The organism is Paenibacillus sp. O199, assembly GCF_001636635.1.
In the GTDB taxonomy this organism is placed as follows: Bacteria; Bacillota; Bacilli; order Paenibacillales; family Paenibacillaceae; genus Paenibacillus; species Paenibacillus marchantiae.
This window is the reverse complement of the sequence record NZ_LGRP01000007.1, coordinates 222,845-242,720: the sequence shown is the minus strand read 5'-3', so window position 1 is coordinate 242,720 and position 19,876 is coordinate 222,845. Positions and strand designations below refer to the sequence as shown.

21 protein-coding genes and 1 riboswitch are annotated in these 19,876 nt (G+C 44.1%); of the genes, 17 read left to right on the top strand and 4 right to left on the bottom strand.

Annotated elements, in window-relative coordinates:
• Nucleotides 1-9: 9 nt before the first annotated feature.
• Nucleotides 10-468 carry an OsmC family protein gene (locus A6049_RS13475; protein WP_063565136.1) on the bottom strand — a complete coding sequence of 153 codons (459 nt, stop codon included), beginning with the start codon at nucleotides 466-468 and terminating at the stop codon, nucleotides 10-12.
• Nucleotides 469-649: 181 nt separating this feature from the next.
• Nucleotides 650-1,567, bottom strand: a complete 918-nt coding sequence (locus A6049_RS13470) for an AraC family transcriptional regulator (protein ID WP_063565135.1) — start codon at nucleotides 1,565-1,567, stop codon at nucleotides 650-652.
• A 244-nt stretch (nucleotides 1,568-1,811) separates the two neighbouring features.
• Between A6049_RS13470 and A6049_RS13465 the strand changes: the two genes are divergently transcribed.
• The 8 genes from A6049_RS13465 (at nucleotide 1,812) to A6049_RS13430 (ending at nucleotide 8,195) form a co-directional block, all read left to right on the top strand.
• On the top strand, nucleotides 1,812-2,399 hold the full coding sequence (locus A6049_RS13465; protein ID WP_063565134.1) for an NAD(P)H-binding protein: 588 nt from the start codon (nucleotides 1,812-1,814) through the stop codon (nucleotides 2,397-2,399).
• Between the two features lie 85 nt (nucleotides 2,400-2,484).
• Complete coding sequence (locus tag A6049_RS13460; RefSeq protein ID WP_063565133.1) at nucleotides 2,485-3,471, top strand: aldo/keto reductase; 987 nt, start codon at nucleotides 2,485-2,487, stop codon at nucleotides 3,469-3,471.
• Between the two features lie 178 nt (nucleotides 3,472-3,649).
• On the top strand, nucleotides 3,650-4,627 hold the full coding sequence (locus A6049_RS13455) for an aldo/keto reductase (protein WP_063565237.1): 978 nt from the start codon (nucleotides 3,650-3,652) through the stop codon (nucleotides 4,625-4,627).
• Between the two features lie 76 nt (nucleotides 4,628-4,703).
• Nucleotides 4,704-4,804: riboswitch (guanidine-I (ykkC/yxkD leader) on the top strand.
• Nucleotides 4,805-4,899: 95 nt separating this feature from the next.
• Nucleotides 4,900-5,241, top strand: a complete 342-nt coding sequence (locus tag A6049_RS13450; RefSeq protein WP_063565132.1) for a DMT family transporter — start codon at nucleotides 4,900-4,902, stop codon at nucleotides 5,239-5,241.
• Entirely contained in the window at nucleotides 5,238-5,552 is a 315-nt protein-coding gene (locus tag A6049_RS13445; RefSeq protein ID WP_063565131.1) for a DMT family transporter, read from the top strand. The genes A6049_RS13450 and A6049_RS13445 overlap by 4 nt, the downstream gene beginning before the upstream one ends.
• A 177-nt stretch (nucleotides 5,553-5,729) precedes the next feature.
• On the top strand, nucleotides 5,730-7,109 hold the full coding sequence (locus tag A6049_RS13440; protein ID WP_063565130.1) for a DEAD/DEAH box helicase: 1,380 nt from the start codon (nucleotides 5,730-5,732) through the stop codon (nucleotides 7,107-7,109).
• A gap of 174 nt (nucleotides 7,110-7,283) precedes the next feature.
• A complete protein-coding gene (locus A6049_RS13435; RefSeq protein ID WP_063565129.1) occupies nucleotides 7,284-7,613 on the top strand; it encodes an antibiotic biosynthesis monooxygenase in 330 nt (109 codons plus the stop codon).
• A 231-nt stretch (nucleotides 7,614-7,844) separates the two neighbouring features.
• Complete coding sequence (locus A6049_RS13430) at nucleotides 7,845-8,195, top strand: MmcQ/YjbR family DNA-binding protein (RefSeq protein WP_063565128.1); 351 nt, start codon at nucleotides 7,845-7,847, stop codon at nucleotides 8,193-8,195.
• Nucleotides 8,196-8,345: 150 nt separating this feature from the next.
• On the opposite strand, the gene A6049_RS13425 is transcribed toward A6049_RS13430, so the two are convergent.
• Nucleotides 8,346-8,894 carry a TetR/AcrR family transcriptional regulator gene (locus tag A6049_RS13425; protein ID WP_063565127.1) on the bottom strand — a complete coding sequence of 183 codons (549 nt, stop codon included), beginning with the start codon at nucleotides 8,892-8,894 and terminating at the stop codon, nucleotides 8,346-8,348.
• Nucleotides 8,895-9,096: 202 nt separating this feature from the next.
• Here A6049_RS13425 and A6049_RS13420 point away from each other — a divergent pair, with 202 nt between their 5' ends.
• Complete coding sequence (locus tag A6049_RS13420) at nucleotides 9,097-10,272, top strand: MFS transporter (RefSeq protein WP_063565126.1); 1,176 nt, start codon at nucleotides 9,097-9,099, stop codon at nucleotides 10,270-10,272.
• Between the two features lie 86 nt (nucleotides 10,273-10,358).
• Complete coding sequence (locus A6049_RS13415; protein WP_063565125.1) at nucleotides 10,359-10,829, top strand: GNAT family N-acetyltransferase; 471 nt, start codon at nucleotides 10,359-10,361, stop codon at nucleotides 10,827-10,829.
• 91 nt (nucleotides 10,830-10,920) lie between these two features.
• Here A6049_RS13415 and A6049_RS13410 read toward each other — a convergent pair whose 3' ends face one another.
• Nucleotides 10,921-11,517, bottom strand: coding sequence for a TetR/AcrR family transcriptional regulator (locus tag A6049_RS13410; protein ID WP_240321389.1), 597 nt, complete (start codon nucleotides 11,515-11,517; stop codon nucleotides 10,921-10,923).
• A 129-nt stretch (nucleotides 11,518-11,646) separates the two neighbouring features.
• Here A6049_RS13410 and A6049_RS13405 point away from each other — a divergent pair, with 129 nt between their 5' ends.
• The 7 genes from A6049_RS13405 to A6049_RS13375 all read left to right on the top strand — a co-directional run bounded on the left by A6049_RS13405 (nucleotide 11,647) and on the right by A6049_RS13375 (nucleotide 19,865).
• Nucleotides 11,647-12,228 carry a cysteine hydrolase family protein gene (locus A6049_RS13405; RefSeq protein ID WP_063565123.1) on the top strand — a complete coding sequence of 194 codons (582 nt, stop codon included), beginning with the start codon at nucleotides 11,647-11,649 and terminating at the stop codon, nucleotides 12,226-12,228.
• 35 nt (nucleotides 12,229-12,263) lie between these two features.
• Nucleotides 12,264-13,526 (top strand): cytochrome P450 family protein, encoded by a 1,263-nt coding sequence (locus A6049_RS13400; RefSeq protein WP_063565122.1) that lies wholly within the window; start codon nucleotides 12,264-12,266, stop codon nucleotides 13,524-13,526.
• A gap of 317 nt (nucleotides 13,527-13,843) precedes the next feature.
• Nucleotides 13,844-14,773: an ArsR/SmtB family transcription factor gene (locus A6049_RS13395; RefSeq protein ID WP_063565121.1), complete on the top strand. Its 930-nt coding sequence runs from the start codon at nucleotides 13,844-13,846 to the stop codon at nucleotides 14,771-14,773.
• 198 nt (nucleotides 14,774-14,971) lie between these two features.
• Nucleotides 14,972-16,264, top strand: a complete 1,293-nt coding sequence (locus tag A6049_RS13390) for an ABC transporter substrate-binding protein (protein WP_063565120.1) — start codon at nucleotides 14,972-14,974, stop codon at nucleotides 16,262-16,264.
• A gap of 87 nt (nucleotides 16,265-16,351) precedes the next feature.
• Complete coding sequence (locus A6049_RS13385) at nucleotides 16,352-17,242, top strand: carbohydrate ABC transporter permease (protein ID WP_063565119.1); 891 nt, start codon at nucleotides 16,352-16,354, stop codon at nucleotides 17,240-17,242.
• Nucleotides 17,242-18,048: a carbohydrate ABC transporter permease gene (locus A6049_RS13380; RefSeq protein WP_062318999.1), complete on the top strand. Its 807-nt coding sequence runs from the start codon at nucleotides 17,242-17,244 to the stop codon at nucleotides 18,046-18,048. The genes A6049_RS13385 and A6049_RS13380 overlap by 1 nt, the downstream gene beginning before the upstream one ends.
• Before the next feature lie 50 nt (nucleotides 18,049-18,098).
• Entirely contained in the window at nucleotides 18,099-19,865 is a 1,767-nt protein-coding gene (locus tag A6049_RS13375; protein ID WP_063565118.1) for a glycoside hydrolase family 2 protein, read from the top strand.
• Nucleotides 19,866-19,876: the final 11 nt, after the last annotated feature.

The following is a 19,876-nucleotide window of genomic DNA, read 5'->3' as shown; positions in this document are numbered from 1 at the left end:
TTCGTTTTGTTACAATGATATCCCATTTTCGATAATGACGCGATTGAGCTTGGTATTCACCGGATTGGAAATCGTATCACCCACAGGACATTTACTTTCTAGAAATTGTACAAATGATTCAACTTTTTCTTCAGATGAGCTGGTTTTGATATAAAACGTGTATCGGATATCGGAATAACCGGGGCGTACATCAGATCGGTTAAAAAATCCGTCAAGATCCAGTTCACCTTCAACTTCAACTCTGAAATCATCAAGGACGACATCGAATTTGGAGGCATAGACCCGGGCCACAATGGATTGACATGCGCCAAGGGAGGCAAGTAAAGCTTCTACAGGATTCATTCCTGTATCCGTACCACCGAGGTTTGTTGGCTCATCGATGATCAGTTCGAATTGTCTTGCTTTGGTGATTACTTTAACCCCATCTTGTAGGTGTGCAGTAGCTTTGAAAGTCTGAACATTAGCCATCCGATACCTCTCCTTTATAAAACATTGTATGTAACTTGGTTTAGTATGGATTATAGTTCCATGAATCACAAGTTGTCAATATAAGGATGGGAATAGAATTAGATATTCACTCTTTAAATTAAAAAATGGATAGCCTAATGCTATCCATTTCTCTAACATTTCAACTTCTCAGCCGGTGTACTTATTCACTCATAACATGATCATATTTTTCCTTCAAACGTTTGATATCTGCTCTCGGCGGCGCGCCGAACATGCGGGAGTACTCCCGGCTGAATTGCGACGCACTCTCGTAACCAACCCGGAATGCTACATCCGCAGCATCAGCTGACTCAGCCATAAGGAGACGACGTGCTTCCTGAAGCCTCAGCTGCTTCTGAAACTGAAGTGGGCTCATGGCGGTAATTTCTTTGAAATGTCGATGGAACGAGGACACACTCATATTGGCTGTCTCCGCAAGATCTTCGATTCGAAAAGGCTGCTCCCAATGTCGAACAATATGCTCAATGGCTTCCCGAATCCGGTAGCTACTGCTGCCTTCCACTGCAATCTGGGCCAGTTCAGCTCCATAAGGTCCCTGCAAAAGCCGGTACAGGATCTCCCGCGTATAGAGTGGGGCAAGGAACGGGATTTCTCCTGGTGTATCCAGCAGCCGAACCAATCGAAGTACAGCATCTTGAATGGAGGGCTCCATCTGTCCAACAAATAGGGCGCGTCTGGCGTTTTCTTTAGACGTGACCTTAATATTACATTCATTCAGTACTTCAAGAATCTGGTTCTGTGTAAACTCAAGCTTCAGACTCAGGTAAGGCATATCAGTGGATGCTTTTATAATCTGACCAATCACTGGAAGGTTCATGGAAGCAATCAGATAATTGGATGGTCCGTATTCGAATCTTTCCTGTGCCAGCAAGATTTCTTTCAAGCCTTGAACGATCACACAAAAGGAAGGCTTGTAAACCCTGTAAGCAGGCTCACTTATGCTGGAATGCTGATAGACATACAGGGAAGGGATTACCGTTTCCTTAGAGCTGTTATGAATGGAATGGCGCTTGATTAGTTCGGTGAGTTCCTGTTTCTGCTGCACTGCGTTATCGGACATACATATCCTCCTTGCAAGTTGTTCTTGCTTCATTATAAGACTTAACGACCTTAGACAAAAGTGGGCCTGAGAGGATCAGGCAATCAATTAAGACAAATGATATACCGCTTCGCTCCTTCAGTTCGGCATAATAATTTTAGGCTCGCAGAATCAAGCAAGGGGACGCAAAAAGGCAATCAGCCAGCAAATCTGTAGTACTTCTACGAAAACAGAAAATTTATCCTGAACAAAAGGAGGTATGGGAATGAGTCATGTATTAGTTTTGGGTGCCAACGGTCAAATCGCCCGCGAAGCGATAGACTTGTTTCTCAAGGAAACCGATGTCAGGCTAACACTCTATTTGCGGAAATCCAGCAGGCTTGGAAATATCGATTCGAATCGTGCGCGTGTGATCGACGGTGACGTGATGGATCAACTCAAATTGAAAGACGCCATGAATGGCGTGGACGTTGTCTATGTCAATCTTGCAGGTGATCTGGAACAGTACGCCAGAACCATCGTGGAAACGATGAAATCTGCAGGAGTGAAACGACTAATTTTTATCAGTTCTATGGGGATCTACGATGAAGTGCCTGGACAGAAGTACAGCAGTATATTGGACCCTTATCGTAAAGCAGCTTCCATTGTTGAAGCTTCAGATCTAGATTATACAATCTTACGACCAGCGTGGTTTACCAGATCAAACGAGATTGATTATGAAATAACCCAGAAAGGCGAGCCATTCAAAGGCAGCGAAGTATCCTGTAAAAGCGTGGCTGCTTTGGTGGTTAAGTTGGCAGAGTCACCAGAACTGGAAATACGACGCAGTCTTGGTGTGAGTAAACCCCATTAATTCAGTGTACTCCTAAATGGAGATAATAAATTTATGTGCGTTAGTTCACATTCACATCATTTGAATGAAGAAAGGAAGTTTTATGATGCAAAAACGAACACTGGGAAATAGCGGATTGGAAGTTTCGGCAATTGGGCTTGGTTGTATGGGAATGAGTTACGGGTATGGTCCAGCTTCGGACAAAACGGAGATGATTGCGGTCATACGGGAAGCTGTTGAACACGGTGTAACTTTCTTTGATACCGCCGAAGTCTATGGTCCATATATCAATGAAGAACTCGTTGGCGAAGCACTTTCCCCTGTACGTGATCAGGTTGTCATAGCGACAAAGTTCGGATTTGACATTCAAGGTGGCAAACAGAGCGGGATGAATAGCCGTCCTGAGCAGATCAGGAAAGTTGCTGAAGAGTCTCTTAAACGACTTAAGATCGAGGAAATTGATTTGTTTTACCAGCACCGTGTTGATCCGGATGTGCCGATTGAAGAGGTTGCCGGAGCCGTGCAGGATCTGATTCGAGAAGGTAAAGTGAAGCATTGGGGGTTATCGGAAGCAGGCGTGAACACGATTCGACGTGCGCATACCGTTCAGCCAGTCGCTGCTGTTCAGAGCGAATATTCCTTATGGTGGAGAAGTCCGGAAGAAGAACTGATTCCAGCGCTTGAGGAGCTCGGTATTGGGTTTGTCCCTTTTAGTCCTTTGGGTAAAGGATATCTCACGGGAAGTTTTAATGCAAAAACAACGTTTGATCAGGGGGATTTGCGTAATATTCTGCCACGCTTCACGCCCGAGGCGCTCGAGGCCAATCAAGTGCTGGTTGATCTGTTGAAAGAGAAGGCGGAGAAGATGCAAGCTACCCCTGCGCAAATCGCACTTGCTTGGTTGCTGGCCCAAAAACCATGGATTGTACCCATCCCGGGAACGCGCAAGTCAAGTCGTCTCAAAGAAAATATGGGTGCGGCGGACATTGAACTTACACCCGAAGATGTACAGAGCATTAATGAAGCAGCTTCAAAAATCACCCTGATGGGTTCTAGATATACGGAAGAATTGGAGAGAAGAACGGGTCTTTGATCCATTTTAGTATGCCAGAAAGATGGGTGGGAAGGTTGAGTAAACGCTTATCGAACCAAGTGAAACAAATTGTAATCGAGAGATTGGAGTCCCAGATCAAATGGGAAGAAAATCCGATTTTCAAAGAATTGTATCTCAGTTATTGGATAAAATTAACTTCATAAAGGAGTGTTTGATTATGGAATATGTAAAATTGGGTCGTACCGGACTGGACGTTTCGAGATTATGTCTTGGTTGCATGAGCTATGGAGTCCCTGAACGCGGAATCGCTCCATGGTCGTTGAATGAGGAAGAGAGTCGTCCTTTTATCCAAAAAGCGCTGGACATGGGTATTAACTTCTTTGATACAGCCAACGTCTATTCGGATGGTACAAGCGAAGAAATCGTGGGTCGTGCGTTGAAGGATTTTGCTCGTCGTGATGAGGTTGTTATTGCAACAAAGGTTTACTTCCGCATGAAGCCGGGGCCAAATGGTGCAGGTTTGTCGAGAAAAGCCATTATTAATGAGATTGATAACAGCTTGAAGCGCCTAGGCACCGATTATGTGGATCTGTATCAGATCCATCGATGGGACAGCAGTACTCCAATAGAAGAAACGATGGAGGCCCTTCATGATGTTGTTAAGGCGGGGAAAGTCCGTTATATAGGAGCTTCTTCAATGTACGCCTGGCAGTTTATGAAGGCCCAGCATACGGCGGAACGCAACGGCTGGACCCCATTTGTCTCCATGCAGAATCTGTTGAATCTGATGTATCGGGAAGAAGAGCGGGAAATGCTGCCTCTCTGTCGTGAAGAGGGAGTGGGTGTAATTCCATGGAGTCCTCTTGCCAAAGGGCGTCTTACTCGGAATTGGGATGAGAAAACAGCCCGTTCATCGAACGACGAAGCTGGAGACCGACTTGCTGCGGGAATGGTTGATGCCGATCGTAAAATAGTGGAGACTGTCGCTGATATTGCGAACAAACGAGGTGTTTCCAGAGCAACCGTTGCACTGGCATGGGTATTGCAAAAAGAAGGTGTCACCGCACCAATTGTGGGTGCAACGAAAGAACATCATCTGGAGGATGCCGTAGCAGCCTTGTCAGTCCAGCTAGATGCGCAGGAGGTTGCAAGCTTGGAGGAATACTACGTACCACACAAAATATACGGCATGTAAGTTCCCTCTAGCCTAGTAGCGAAAAAGGGTTGCCAATCAAAAAGAATTGTGTATAATTGGAGTCACATCAAAATACTCAAATGTTTTCTAGGGTTCCGCGACAGTTATGTCGGTCTGGTCCGAGAGAAAACTCACAGCCTATTGGTTGTGTCACGGAGGGACAAAAGCCTGGGAGATGAACTGCTTAATGCAGTTTGTTTCCCGGGCTTTTTTATTTTGGCTTCATGTAACTAATAATACACGTAGCAAAATTTGATAAGGAGTGTGTAGAAATGAACAAAACCTGGTTGTCCGTCGTTATTGCAGCTTTATTTGAAGTCGGTTGGGTCATTGGATTGAAACATGCCAGTGGTTTTCTGGAGTGGGGTGCTACACTGATCGCGATTATTGTCAGCTTCACCTTGATGATTGCAGCATCCCGCTCACTTGATGTAGGGACTGTATATGCGGTATTCGTTGGATTGGGTACAGCAGGGACTGTGCTGGCAGAGATTATTTTGTTTGATGCGGCGATTCAATCTGGGAAAATGCTGCTCATTGGGGTTCTTTTATTGGGCGTAATCGGTCTTAAAATGCTCAGCAAAGGAAAAACAAAGGAGGTACATGAATCATGAACTGGGTATTTCTTGTTTTGGCAGGTGTCTTTGAAATGATTGGGGTTCTGATGATTAATAAATTGCACAAAGATCGTAACCTGACGTCAATCATACTGCTGGTTGCGGGATTTGGACTAAGCTTTCTGTTCCTATCGCTGGCGATGAAGACTCTTCCGATGGGGACGGCATACGCTGTATGGACAGGAATCGGCGCTTCCGGGGGAGCTATTCTCGGCATGATATTTTATGGAGAACCTCGAAATGCGTTAAGAATTCTGTTTATTGCCATGGTGCTTGGATCAGCAGTAGGGTTGAAACTGGTAAGTTAATAGATTGATGTTTCATCGTTTGTTCAGAGCTAATTGTTGTTCAACCAAAATGGCATCCAGGGCTGAATTTTCAAAATATGATATACAGAAGTGCTTTTTAATGTTATCCTTATGTGTTACGTTTTGAAATGAGATATACGTCAAATGAATATTTGTTGCGTAAATTAAGGAGACCTAATGACATTTAAAGACTTGAATATTATACCCGCAATTTTGGAAGGATTAAGCAAAGCAAACTATACTGCCCCTACACCTATACAGGAACAGGCGATTCCGGCCGTATTGGCAGGCAGAGATTTACTTGGCTGTGCGCAAACAGGTACAGGCAAGACGGCAGCATTTTCTGTGCCTATCATTCAGTTATTAAGCGAAAAGTCGAACGGCCCCAAAGCCGCACGCCATATTCGCTCATTGATTTTAACACCAACAAGAGAACTTGCGATTCAGATTTCAGATAATATTAAGGCGTATAGCCGTTTTACCGATATTCGTTGTGCCGCAATCGTTGGTGGCGTTTCACAGAAAGTCCAGGAGCGTGCGCTCAATCAAGGTGCAGATATTATTATTGCAACGCCCGGTAGACTGATTGACTTGGTCAATCAAAAGCGTATTGATCTGAAACATGTGCAAATACTGGTTCTTGATGAAGCAGACCGCATGTTGGATATGGGCTTCATTCATGATGTGAAGCGAATCATTGCGAAGATGCCGAGCAAGAAACAGACCTTATTCTTCTCAGCTACAATGCCTCCTGAAATCACAAAAATGGTAAAAACACTGCTGGTTGATCCGGTAAAAGTAGAAATTACGCCCGTCTCCTCCACAGTGGATCGAATTGAACAGTCTGTGTATTTATTAGAAAATGGCAAAAAACAGAGTCTGTTGAATCATATCTTGCAGGATAAATCTATTGTTTCGGCATTGGTATTCACTCGTACAAAGCGTGGAGCTGACCGTGTAACTCGCGATTTGTCCAAAGTGAATATTACGGCTCAGGCCATTCATGGCAACAAATCTCAAAATGAGCGTCAAAGAGCCTTGAATAATTTCAAAAGTGGAGTTACACGAGTACTGGTGGCGACGGATATAGCGGCAAGGGGCATTGATGTTGAAGAGCTGTCACATGTAATCAACTTCAACCTTCCTAATATTCCGGAAACGTATGTCCACCGAATTGGCCGTACAGGTAGAGCAGGGCATAGCGGAATGGCGATTTCCTTTTGTGAAAAGGAAGAGCTTCCGTTCCTGAAGGATATTGAGAAAGTAATCAAGAAGACCATTCCTGAAGTGAAAAATCATCCTTATCCGATGACAAGTGTGCCTGCTTTTGTAAAATCGAATCAAACATCGAAGTCTGCACCTCATAAATCTGCAGCCGATAAACCCGCGAAGTCAAAAGCGAATCCGGCTCGCAAACCTAAATCCGAGTGGTTTAAGAAGAGCGGTAAAGCTAATCACAGTAAGCCAAACGGTAGTAAGCCAAATAGCGGTAAACCAAACCACAATAGTACAAGTCACAGTAAACCAAAGAGTAGCAAAGTGAATAAAGCTCTCTAAAATAACGAGCAAATGCCTTCTCCATTTCGTGGAGGAGGTTTTTTTATGAACACAAAATCGATACGATATTGATAATCATTTTCAATAAGAATAGAATAATAGAGAGGAACTTAAAAAATGTCCCAAGGCCATTGTATCCAAGCAGTGACTTGAGGCAATCAGGAGGCGTAATTCATGTTCATTCAAACTCGCGTTATGGTAGTCGAAAAAGGCCATAGTCATAAACTGGTGGAACGTTTCAGTGCCCCTAGCCCTGTAGAAGAAATGCCGGGACTGATTGATTTCAGTGTAATGGTTAACAAAAAGAGTAAAGAACACGAAGAAGTGATGGTGCTGATTCGTTGGGAGTCGGAAGAAGACTGGAAGAATTGGGAGAAAAGCGATGTGCATATTAAAGGTCATAAGGAGAAAAGAGGACAGGAGAAACCCGAGTATCTGATTAGCACTACGGTAAATATGTACGAAGTACAGAAAGTGAAGACAGCTAGAGTATCGAATGCATAATTCGAATGATGAAAAACCGATTTCATGAATTATTTCATGGAGTCGGTTTTTTTTGTTGTATGTCCAAATAAGTTGCGTAGCGATCAAGGAAGCTGTCTGAGAAGATGATGCCTGTGATACAGGAAGAATAGTTGAAATGAAATGCTTGATATTTACATGCAAACGTACATTCGGTATCATTAGATTGGGTAGGGAAAGTTGTTGTCTTCTGCGCAAAGGAGAGATACTGAATTGAAGAATAAGATTATAGAGTACTGTTTGAAGAAAAAAGGTGCAACAAAGGATTATCCCTTCGGAGCCGATCCTGTTGCTATGAAAATTGCAGGGAAAATGTTTGCGCTTATTTTTGAGGACAAGGCGGAAAACGTTCGCTTGAACTTAAAATGTGATCCGATCATTGCCGAAAACCTGAGAGAGCAGCATGAAGCCGTTCAACCGGGGTATCATATGAACAAAAAGCATTGGAATACCATTATTCTAGATGGCTCCTTGTCGGAGCAGGATATCTTTGTCATGATTGATCATTCGTACGATTTGGTTGTCAAAACGCTGTCCAAGAGTCTTTTGGAATCCATATCTTAATTAGACCACATGCAATAACAATTTAGACAGCAGGTGGTCGGCGCCAATTGCAGAAAAATCAGCTTTTTTTGAAAAGTAATAGCGGTAGTCCCAGGGTGTTAACTTCGTATCCTGAGACTACCGCTATTTTAGTTACGTGCACATTGCAAGTTATCCCAAATTCATTTTGATTAATTCTCCTAATTGCTCAGACATGACTTCGGGTGGATGGGGCATTTCGTTCTTGATCCACCACTCAACGACCCCCACATAAGACATGACCACATATTGGAGAATGATATCCTCACTTAATCCGGATTTTCTGGCCTGAGATAAGTGTACTTCCTCCTTAAAATCCTCATTAAGAAATTCAACCAAGCGGTTGCGGAATTGTACCGCTCCCTTACTGGCCATCATCGTCGAGAAGAACAAGTAATTCTGTTCCAAATAGGTAAACCAGGGAACGATGGATTCTTTCCATTCCAAGTCGGAAACCGAATGACAAATTTCACTTAATTCTTGGATATGCCCGTCAATGAGCTTGTCCAACAGATCATACTTATCGACGTAGTGCAGATAAATGGTGCCTCTGCTAACGTCCGCTCTATCGGAAATATCCTGTAGAGTAATATCATCGAAATTTTTTTCTGACATCAATTCAATCACTGCTGCTTTGATGGCTTCTTGTGATTTTCGAATTCTTCGATCCACTTTGGTCATGTGATTCTCACCAAACTTTCTAAAGATAATAAACAAATTTATGTTTAATGTTCACTAATTAACGAAACGCGTTCAATTAACAATGGTAAGCTTTCTTATTCTGTCTATAATTATTAACAGATGTTCATTAATATATCAATATTTGTTTTTATACAAAAACAGGTCAAAACATAGATTTCATAACTAGAGTGGGGGATGAATGATGCAACGTTTATGGACAAAGTCATTTATTCTAATGACGCTGGGTTTGCTTTTTTTATTTACTGCATTTTATATGCTGTATCCCACACTGCCACTTTTCATTAAAGAGATGGGTGGCAATGAAAAACAGGTGGGCTTGGCTATGGGAGCTTTAATGTTATCTTCCGTCATCCTTCGTCCTTTTGTTGGTGGACTACTGGATCGATTCGGCAGACGTCCGTTTATGATCGGAGGGTTGATTTTATTTATATTGGCGATGTACATGTACAACTGGGTTGGTGGAATTATCATGCTGATTGGACTTCGTATCGTGCATGGAATGAGCTGGGCTGTATCCACAACTTCCATGATGACAGCTGTGACTGACATGATTCCATCGGCTCGGCGCGGAGAAGGTATGGGGTGGTTTAGCACCTCCATGACGCTGGCAATGGCGGTTGGCCCCATGATTGGTCTGGGGATTATGCAAGGCACATCATATCAGACGATGTTTCTCTTTGCTGTTGGTTTGTCCGTCGTGGCCCTGCTTTTGACGCTAGGAGCCAAAATGCCATTTCAACCACATACGGACAGAAAGAAAATCCAAATCTTCGAAAAATCAGTCCTGCCTGTGATGGCGCCAATCTTTTTTCTTTTCATTGCATATGGTGGAATTACTACATTTGTACCCTTGTTTGCGGAGCAGATCAAAGTCAATTCTGGCACATTCTTTCTGGTCTATGCTGCGACACTTGCACTATCCCGGCCCATTGCGGGAAAGCTGTCCGATAAGAAAGGAGAGACAGCAGTCATTCTCCCGGCCCTTATCATTACGATCATTGCTTTGATTGTGCTTAGCTTTGCAACCAGTTTACTTGGCGTGCTCGCTTCAGCAGTTCTGTACGGGATCGGCTTTGGTTCCGCTCAGCCAGCTCTTCAGGCCATTACGCTCCGCCTTGCCCCCGAGGATCGGAAAGGGGCAGCCAATGCTTTCTTTTCAACGGCGACTGATCTCGGTATCGGACTGGGTGCGATGGTCTTGGGTCTGGTCTCTGAATACATGAGCTATCACATATTGTTTATGGTTAGTGCCTTGTCGGTCCTGGTTTCTTTTCTGCTTTTCATGATCTACGTAAGACGGTTGTTGAAAATCAAACAGACACTGCCTGCCAAAACGAGTGATTCCGTTTCATTGTAGTTGAATGGTAGTGTGTTAAATCAAATTTGTAGTATAATTTGTGCAGTTAAGAGCAGCAATTATTTCAGGATGCGGAGGCTTACTGCATGTTCATTAGAGAGATAGAAGAAAGAGATAATCAAGAAGTAGAGTCTCTGATTCGAAGTTGTTTGATCGAATTCGGGGCCAATAAATCTGGGACAGCGTGGGCTGATCCGAATCTGGGCGATTTTTATCATCTTTATCAACGCGAGGGCTCCAGGTATTGGGTGGTTGAGCATAACTCAACCGTTGTAGCTGGCTGCGGTATCGGACCCGTGGAGGGATTTTCACATATTTGTGAATTGCAGAAGATGTATTCCTTAAAAGAAGCACGAGGCACCGGAATCTCATATGAATTGCTTCAGATTTCCCTTGATTTTGCCAAAGAACACTATGAACAATGTTATCTTGAGACGCTTAACAATATGGTTGCGGCCAACAAGTTCTATATCAAGAACGGTTTTATTCCTTTAGAAGAACCGTTAAATGCAACGGAGCATTTTGCTTGTGATGCATGGTATATCAAGACATTATAAATTCCACAACTCATGCTCAAAGAGCCTAGTTCAAGCGGCAGATTGCCGACGATGAATTAGGCTTTTTGAGCATTTTATATACCCATTTACGTTAAAGAAACGTCAAACAGAGCTGCTCTACAATGCGGTCGGGAGAGTTGCCGCGCACGTTTTTTTGAAACAGATATGAATCATTACTCATGGCGGTCAGGAGCATGTCCGTTTTGAACAAGCTGATGGCCTGCGATTCGCCATTCCCTGTTGCCATCTCTTCGAATAATCCGAATAGCTGTTGATGCAATTGCTCATAAAGAGGACTTGAGGTTCTGGACTCTGATCCTTGATATACCTCATTCTCGATACCCGAGAGCAGCTCCGCATTTTTTTCTCTAAACTGGATAAACAACGTCAGCAGACCCCGCAATCGCTCAGATGGTGGATGCTGTGCATTCTCCTGCAAGTATATTTCTACTTCCTCGAAGAACAGCGTTGCGTTATCTTTGATCAAGTCCATACATAACTCACTTTTATTGCGGTATCGGCGGTATAAGGTACCCGCTCCAATCTGCGCTTCGGAAGCGATCTGATTCATGCTGACCCGCTCCACGCCGTGCAGCTCGAATAATTTGCTAGCTACATCCAAGATACGTTGGCGATTCTCGGCAGCATCCCGGCGCTCCGAACGAGAGGTTGTATTGGTTTTATCCACTATCTGTCACTTCCTATCCTTAGACGTCCAAAATTTGACAAGGGGAGAACCCTCCGTTTAATATCAAGAAGAGATTAAGCGGAGAGTTCTCCCTTTAATCTTAATCAAAACGAGAGGGATGTGCAACCCATGGAGAGTCATCATAACCAAGCTGCACTTCTGGTCATGGATATGCAGAACATCATTGTTTCGCATTATGCGAAGCACGAGGATGCACTGCTCCCATTTCAGAAAGCGATAGAAGCAGCTCGCAGACATAACTTACCTGTGATTTTTGTGAAGGTTGGTCATCGCCAGGATTCCCCTCCAATCAGTGAGCGTAACAAATTGTTTGGAAAAAAGTCGAGCCGTGGTGGAGAGAACGCAGCCAAGCCGGCAATGAAAGTGGCAATGGACATTCACGAATCGGTACAGCCACTCCCAGGAGAGCTCATTGTGGACAAGTTCCGCGTCAGTGGATTCTCAGGAAGCAACCTGAAAAACCTTCTTCAATCCCATGGCATTAATACACTTATTCTTAGCGGTATCGCAACAAGTGGAGTAGTGCTGTCTACCTTGTGTGAGGCGGCGGATAAGGATTACGCGCTGACTGTACTTTCTGATGCTTGTCTGGATAGGGACCCTGAAGTTCATCGAGTTCTCGTAGAGAGCGTATTCCCCAAACAAGCTGATGTGCTGACAGTAGATGATTGGATAAATTCATTAATGTAAACCAATAAAATGGTCGAAGCGAAGGGATGGTAATTATGAGTGAGTTAGATCTTAATGTTTCACAAAAAGCAGCACTGAGCCTGTTTAGTGGGGAAAGTGGTGAAAATCCGTTTTCACTGATCAAGCAATTGCGTGAAACAGGTCCTGTTATTCCAGTATCCTTGCCAATGGGTGGTACAAATCGCGGGCAGTGGTTGGTCACACGAATGGAAGAAGCGTCACAGGTACTCAAAGATCATGCCCACTTCACGGTAGACCCACTCTCCATCGACGGCAATGAGAATATTCTGAAAGCCTATGTGGAAAACGTAGATCCAGATGCTCCTCCAACGTTCTTTACCGGAAAATCAATGCTCTCTGTAGATGATCCTGATCATCGGAGATTACGTCGACTGGTCTCCAAAGCCTTTACCCCCAAATATATGGAAAGTCTTCGTCCACGTGTGCAGCAGATCGCTGATGAATTACTGGATCAGGTTCAATCCCAGGGTGAGATGGACTTGGTCAAGGACTACGCCTTTCCCTTACCGATTCATGTGATATCCGATATGCTGGGAGTACCTAAAGCAGATCGCTCGCAAATCCAGACCTGGTCCTCCGCGATTGCACACGGTCTGGGCCTCGGAGTGCGTGAATCAGGAGTGGAGGAACACCTCAAAGCCTTCGGTGACTATACCGCACAACTGGTAGCTGAGAAACGCAAACATCCTGCGGATGATTTGATCAGTCAATTGATTGCTATAGAAGAAGAGGGCGATCGACTAAGTGAACCAGAACTGCTATCCATGATTACGTTATTGATCTTTGCTGGCCATGAGACGACATCCAATCTGATTGCTACGGGTGCAATGATGTTATTGGATCATCCTGAACAATTGGAGAAGCTTAAGGCTGATCTTAGTCTGGCACCTTCCGCTGTTGAAGAATTGCTACGTTTTAACGGGCCTGCAACCATTGCTGGACCTCGTTTTGCGACTCAGGATATAGAGCTGGCAGGGCAACAGATCAAAAAGGGAGATATGGTCATCCCCGTGCTGAAATCAGCCAATCGGGATGAACTTCAATTTGAACAGCCAGAGGATCTGGATGTTACACGTCATATTAATCGTCATCTGGCTTTTGGTCATGGCATTCATTCCTGCTTGGGAGCTCCACTTGCTCGTGTGGAGGGAGATATCGCCTTTACAACATTGTTAAGACGCATGCCTAATCTGCGACTTAATATTCCTCGGGAAAACATTGAGTGGCATTTGGCGCTAAGTTCTCAGAGCTTGGCTGCCTTACCTGTCGCATTTTAGCAGCAAGAGTTAGAGCTAGCTTCTATCGGCAAGAAAAAAATATATACCCAAAAAATCCGCCATGTTTGGCGGATTTCTTGGGTTAGGCTATAAGTTTTATGACGATAGGCAACACTCCAGGAATAAAGCTGTTTGATTTTGAACTTATGCTAGATTGATCATCGCACATTAACCGGAAATTGTATGAAAAACGAAGAAGAATGATGAAGTGAAAAGCAATTTGATACAAAATAAATGATTTGTTACAATATTATCGACTGAATTAAACTTTACGTTTAAATTTCCTGTTTCATAAATACATAAGAGGTGGTGAACGAATGCTTGAGCTGAGTTTTGATAATCCGGATGAACTGGTCACGGTCACGCATGCGTTATCGACTCGATCCAGAGTGGATATTCTCCGACTATTGATCTCCCAAAACCTGAATATCGTTGAAATCGCGGAAGCTCTCAAACTTCCCGTATCCACAGTAGCCAGCAACATCAAGGTTTTGGAAGCAGCAAGGCTGATTAATACCGAACTGCTGCCTGCCTCTCGCGGGGCGATGAAGGTATGCAGCCGCAATTACGATGATATTCATATTGCTCTTAATCTGGAGAAAGCAATTCCCAAAGGCGACATTCAGGTGTACGAAGTGGATATGCCTATCGGTCATTATAGTGATTGTGAAGTGTCACCCACATGCGGCATGGCGAATGGCGAGGGCATGATTATTCGTGAGGATGAACCCGCCAGCTTTTATCATCCGAAGCATGTCGGAGCGCAGATTATGTGGTTTCGTAAGGGATATGTCGAATATTTGATGCCACTGGAGATTCCGGCAGAAGCGGTAATCGAATCGCTGGAATTGTCCATGGAAATATGTTCTGAAGCGCCAAACTATGATCATAATTGGCCTTCCGATATCTCCGTATGGATTAACGGTGTGGAAATTGGTATGTGGACATGTCCTGGTGACTTTGGAGATCGGCGCGGAAAGCTCAACCCGGCGTGGTGGTTTGAATGGTCAACACAGTATGGTTTATTAAAGACATGGCGGGTGGATAAAAATAAGACGACGCTGGATATGGAGAAAATTTCAGCAGTGGATCTGGCTCAGCTTAACCTTCAAAACAGCCATAAGTTAAGGGTGCGGATCGGTATGAAGCCGGATGCGGTTCATCAAGGAGGCGTAAATCTCTTTGGGAGACAATTTGGAGATTATGACCAAAATATCAAGATGACTGTACATTATGCTGTTCATTAGAATGAGATGAGGAAGAAAGGCCTTGGTTGCAGATATTATGTAACTAAGGTCTTTTTTTATTTGATAATTACACTAAATATGTTTGAAAGCGTTGACAAGTGATAATTACCCTTATATAATCCCCTATAGATACAGTAATAATGTAATAAAACAATTATATCGTTTGTATCTACAAATTAGAGTAAAGGGGATACTCGCATGAAAAAAAAGATCGGCAGGTTAGCACTGACATTATTGCTCTCATTCTCAACCGTGTTAAGTGCATGTAGCGGAGGCAGTAATGAGGCGGGTGAGAGTGGCACTGGTGATGGAAAAGTGACATTGTCATTCTGGACATTGTTCGATGGTGGTGATGGCGCAAACATGCAGACATTAGTCGATGAATTCAACAAAACCCATCCGGACATTGAAGTGAAGAATACCAAATTGGCCTGGGGCGAGTATTATACGAAGCTCGTTACTGCTGTTGGTAACGGTAATGGACCGGACATTGGGATTTCCCATTCCTCCAGACTGCCCGATCTGATCAATCAGGGGGTTGTCACAGAGCTTGATACTCCGGCTACGGATGCAGGTGTAGATTGGAGCACCTATAACCAGAATCTCTTGGATGCGGTTACTGTAGAAGGTCAACATTATGCAGTCCCCATTGACACACATCCCTTTATCATGTTCTACAACAAAAAACTGCTAAAAGATGCAGGCTTGCTTGGTGAAGACGGAAAACCGATTCTGGAGCAATCGGCTGACGGGTTTTTGAGTTTCCTTCAAACTTTAAAAGAGAAGTTGCCTGCCAAAACGACCCCGTTTGCATTGTCCAATAATAATGATGACCCTTACCGCTTGTGGTGGTCGCTGTACTCCCAGTTGGGTGGTAACGACGTGGTGTCGGATGATCTGAAGTCCGCAGCCATTGATAAAGAGAAAGGCATCAAAGCCGCTGACTATATCCAGAAGCTTTATACCGAAGGCTATATCAAGAAGAATGATCCGGACTTCTATAAAAATTTTCAAAGTGGAACAGCCGCTATTATCATGACAGGGGTCTGGACGACAGGAACGTGGGAATCCACCAAAGGACTTGAGTTTGGTGCTATGCCAATTCCGAAATTCTACGACCAGGAAGCAACATGGGGAGATTCTCATACCATTGTTTTGCCACTGACTAAGGATGAGGATCCGGCTAAACGCAAAGCAGCGATGACTTTCGCCGACTGGGTTGCTGACAATGGTCAGGTGTGGGCGAAAGCCGGACATATTCCATCCAAGCCATCCGTGCTGGAAAAACAGGAATTCAAGGATCTGCCATACCGCAGTGATTATTCCGAAGTTGCGAGTGTAGTTAAATTCAGCAAACATTCCACCAAAAATGCACAAATCCGCGATGAAGCTGCCTTTAAATTTTTGAATGAAGTATGGATGAACAAAATGACTCCTGCGGATGCCATGAACAACATGGAGACAGCCATTCAGAAAATACTGAGCGAATAGAAGGAAGACGGGTCACGCAAGCCTGCGTAATCACCATCTCTAGACAAGAAATCGCCGGCTTGCGTGCCAATCAAAGGGGAGACGCATATGAAGATCAAAAAAATGAGAGCGGATATGCAAGCGCTGGTATTTCTGCTTCCATTCTTAATTATTTATGGTTTATTTACGATCTGGCCCATGATTAAAGGTGTGGAGATGACCTTCTACAAATGGACGTTGATCAAGAAAATGGATTTTATTGGCCTGGATAACTTCCGAAAAGTTTTTCAGGACAGAGAGGTTTGGGAAGCGATCTGGCATTCAACCTTCTTTGTTTTCTTGAGTACACCGACCATGATTATACTCGCGATTCTGCTGGCTTTGATTGCCAACCGAAAATCGTCTTTACAAAAGTTCTACCGCATCATCTTCTTTATACCAAGCGTACTCTCCGTTGCCGTCGCAGCTTATCTGGGTTTATTCGTATTTCAGCCTTATACGGGATTCGTCAATTCCGTCCTGCATCTTGTCAGGTTATTGCCTCAAAATTCCGAAATATTCTGGCTGACGGAAACGGGGCTCGCCTGGGTCGTTATTACCGTAATTACCTTGTGGTGGACAGTCGGATTTAACTTTATTTTGTATCTTTCCGCCATGCAGGAAATACCGGATGAAATTTATGAAGCAGCAAGGCTGGATGGTGCGAGTGATACACAAATATTTTGGAGGATTACTCTTCCTTATCTGAAGCCACTGACCAAAACCATTACCATGTTGCAGATTATCGCTTCCTACAAGGTCTTTATGCAGATTTATGTCATTACAGGCGGGGGACCGCTGGATCAGACACGTCCGATTATTCAGTTAATCTATCAGACCGGATTCAAGAACAACAACCTGGGCTATGCCGCAACGATGTCCTATATTTTATTCGTGATCCTGCTTGTGCTGTCGGCGCTGCAATACTGGATGACTAACCGGAAAGGGGCGGAATACTGATGAAATGGTTATATCGCACAGGTTCTGCGTTGATGGCGGTTATGTTTGCGGCCCCACTTGTGTGGATGCTGATGGTCTCCATCAAAGAAGAAGGCATGAAGATTATTACGGTCCTGGACTGGTTTAAACCGCCATATTCACTTGCCGTCTATAACGAAATTCTGACAACGACAAAGCTGTCACAGTGGGTGGTTAACAGTCTGTTCGTCGCTGTAGTTGTAACAGTACTGACTGTGATTTTCGCTGCCATGGCTGGATTCGCTCTGTCCAAAGTACCGTTTCGTTTCCGTACATTTGTTTTCTTCTTCATTCTTGGCGGATTGCTGATTCCGGGTGAAGCAACCATTATTCCGCTCTATCAGGTAGCCAAGGATTTGCATTTGCTGAACTCATACAGTGGATTGATTATTCCTGCTTTGGCTTCACCAGTAGCTGTCATAGTGCTCAAAAGCTTCTTCGATGGGGTTCCCAATGATCTGCTGGAGAGTGTGCAAATTGACGGGGGAGGCTTTTGGCGAATCTTTACCAGCATCATGCTGCCTTTGACACGTCCGGCCATGGCATCGATGGCGATTCTGACATTTATCGGTTCGTGGAACAATTTCTTATGGCCATTCCTTTCCATAACCGATGATAATCTGTTTACGCTGCCAATGGGTATCCCAACGCTAATGGGTCAGTATTCAGAAGATTACGTCAAACCGATGGTTATCAATGCAGTGGCCTCTGTTCCCATCATTATATTGTTTATCATTTTTGAGAAACAGATTGTTAAAGGCATCAGCATGTCCGGTATTAAGGGTTAACACTTTTTCAGGCCTATGAGCCAAATACAGAGGAGATCGGAGAGAACAAGATGACAACTAAATTTTATAACAAGGATTATCCAAGACCGCAATTTGTACGCAATGAGTGGTTGGATTTGAATGGAGAATGGGATTTTAGTTTTGATGATAATCAGGCGGGTGAAAGCGAGCAGTGGTACGACCAGAATCAGTTTCCGGAAGGGACAAAAATCAAGGTTCCCTTTACCTATGAGACCCAAGCGAGCGGTATCGGAATCGAGACATTTCATCCTCTGGTCTGGTACCGCAGAAGTGTTCAGATTCCCCAGGAAGCAAAAGGAAAACGGAGCATTCTGCATTTTCAGGGAGTGGATTATCACGCAAAATGTTGGGTGAACGGAACGGTTGTTGGTGAACATGAAGGAGGGTACGCAGCGTTTTCATTCGACATTACCCCTTATATCACTTACGGCTCGGAGAATAACATTGTGCTTGAAGTAGAAGACAGTCAGAGCGCGATGCAGCCTCGGGGGAAACAACGCTGGGTGGATGACAATTTTGAATGTTTTTATGTGCAAAGTACCGGGATATGGAAAAGTGTCTGGCTGGAGCATGTGAGTGAAGCAAGGGTTGAAGCAGTTAAGATGACACCGGATATCGATCGTCATATGATTCGTGTGGACTTTCAATTGAATGGGATTGAAGGCAAGAACAACTTGCGTTTGGAGACACGGATTGAGTTAAAGGGTCAGCATGTGCAAACTATTAGCCTATCTCCAGACAGACCCTGGATGACCGTGGAAGCCAGTGTCAAACATGAAGCAGGCGGTCCGTGGAAACAGTCGTTATGGTCACCGGGCTCACCGAACCTGTACGATATCGAGTTTGTGATGTACGAAGATGAGAAAGAAATCGATCGGGTTCATTCCTATTTTGGTATGCGAAAAATATCGATTGAAAATGGGCAGATTCTGCTGAACAATGCTCCGTTGTACCAAAGAATGATTCTGGATCAGGGCTATTGGACAGAGAGCCATTTGACCCCACCTTCAGTGGAAGCGCTGATTGAGGATATCGATAAAATTGCCGAGATGGGATATAACGGAATCCGTAAACATATGAAACTGGAAGATCCACGCTTTTTGTATTGGTGTGATGTAAAAGGCATGTTGGTCTGGTCAGAGATGGCAGCAACTTTCGAGTTTAATGATGAGGCAGTGAGCCGATTCACCAAAGAATGGCTTGAAATTGTTCCCCAGCAATACAATCATCCCAGCATCATTACCTGGGTGCCATTTAATGAATCGTGGGGAATACCGACGATTGGTCACGAGGTAAGGCAGCAGCAATTCACGCAATCCATTTACCATCTAACCAAAGCCATTGATCCGTATCGTCCGGTCATTACCAACGACGGATGGGAGCATACGGTATCGGATATTTTGACAATCCATGATTATGTGGAGACGGGAGAAGCTTTTCTGGAACGGTATCAGGATAAGGACTTGATCGTAAATAACAAGATTGCTTCCAATCGATGGAAGTTTGCTTTTGCTGAAGGTTATCACTATAAAGGACAACCCATTATCATCAGTGAATTCGGCGGTATTGCTTTCCAATCGGATAAAGGCTGGGGTTATGGCAATCAGGTGGACTCAGTTGAAGCCTTTATTGAACGTTTCCGTTCCATCACCGAAGCGATCAAAGCCATTCCCTATATCTCGGGCTATTGTTATACACAGGTCACCGATGTGCAGCAGGAGATTAATGGTCTGTTGACGGAAGACCGTAAACCGAAAGTGCCACTGGAAGTGATCCGTAAAATCAATCTGGGGTGACAGGAGAGCTG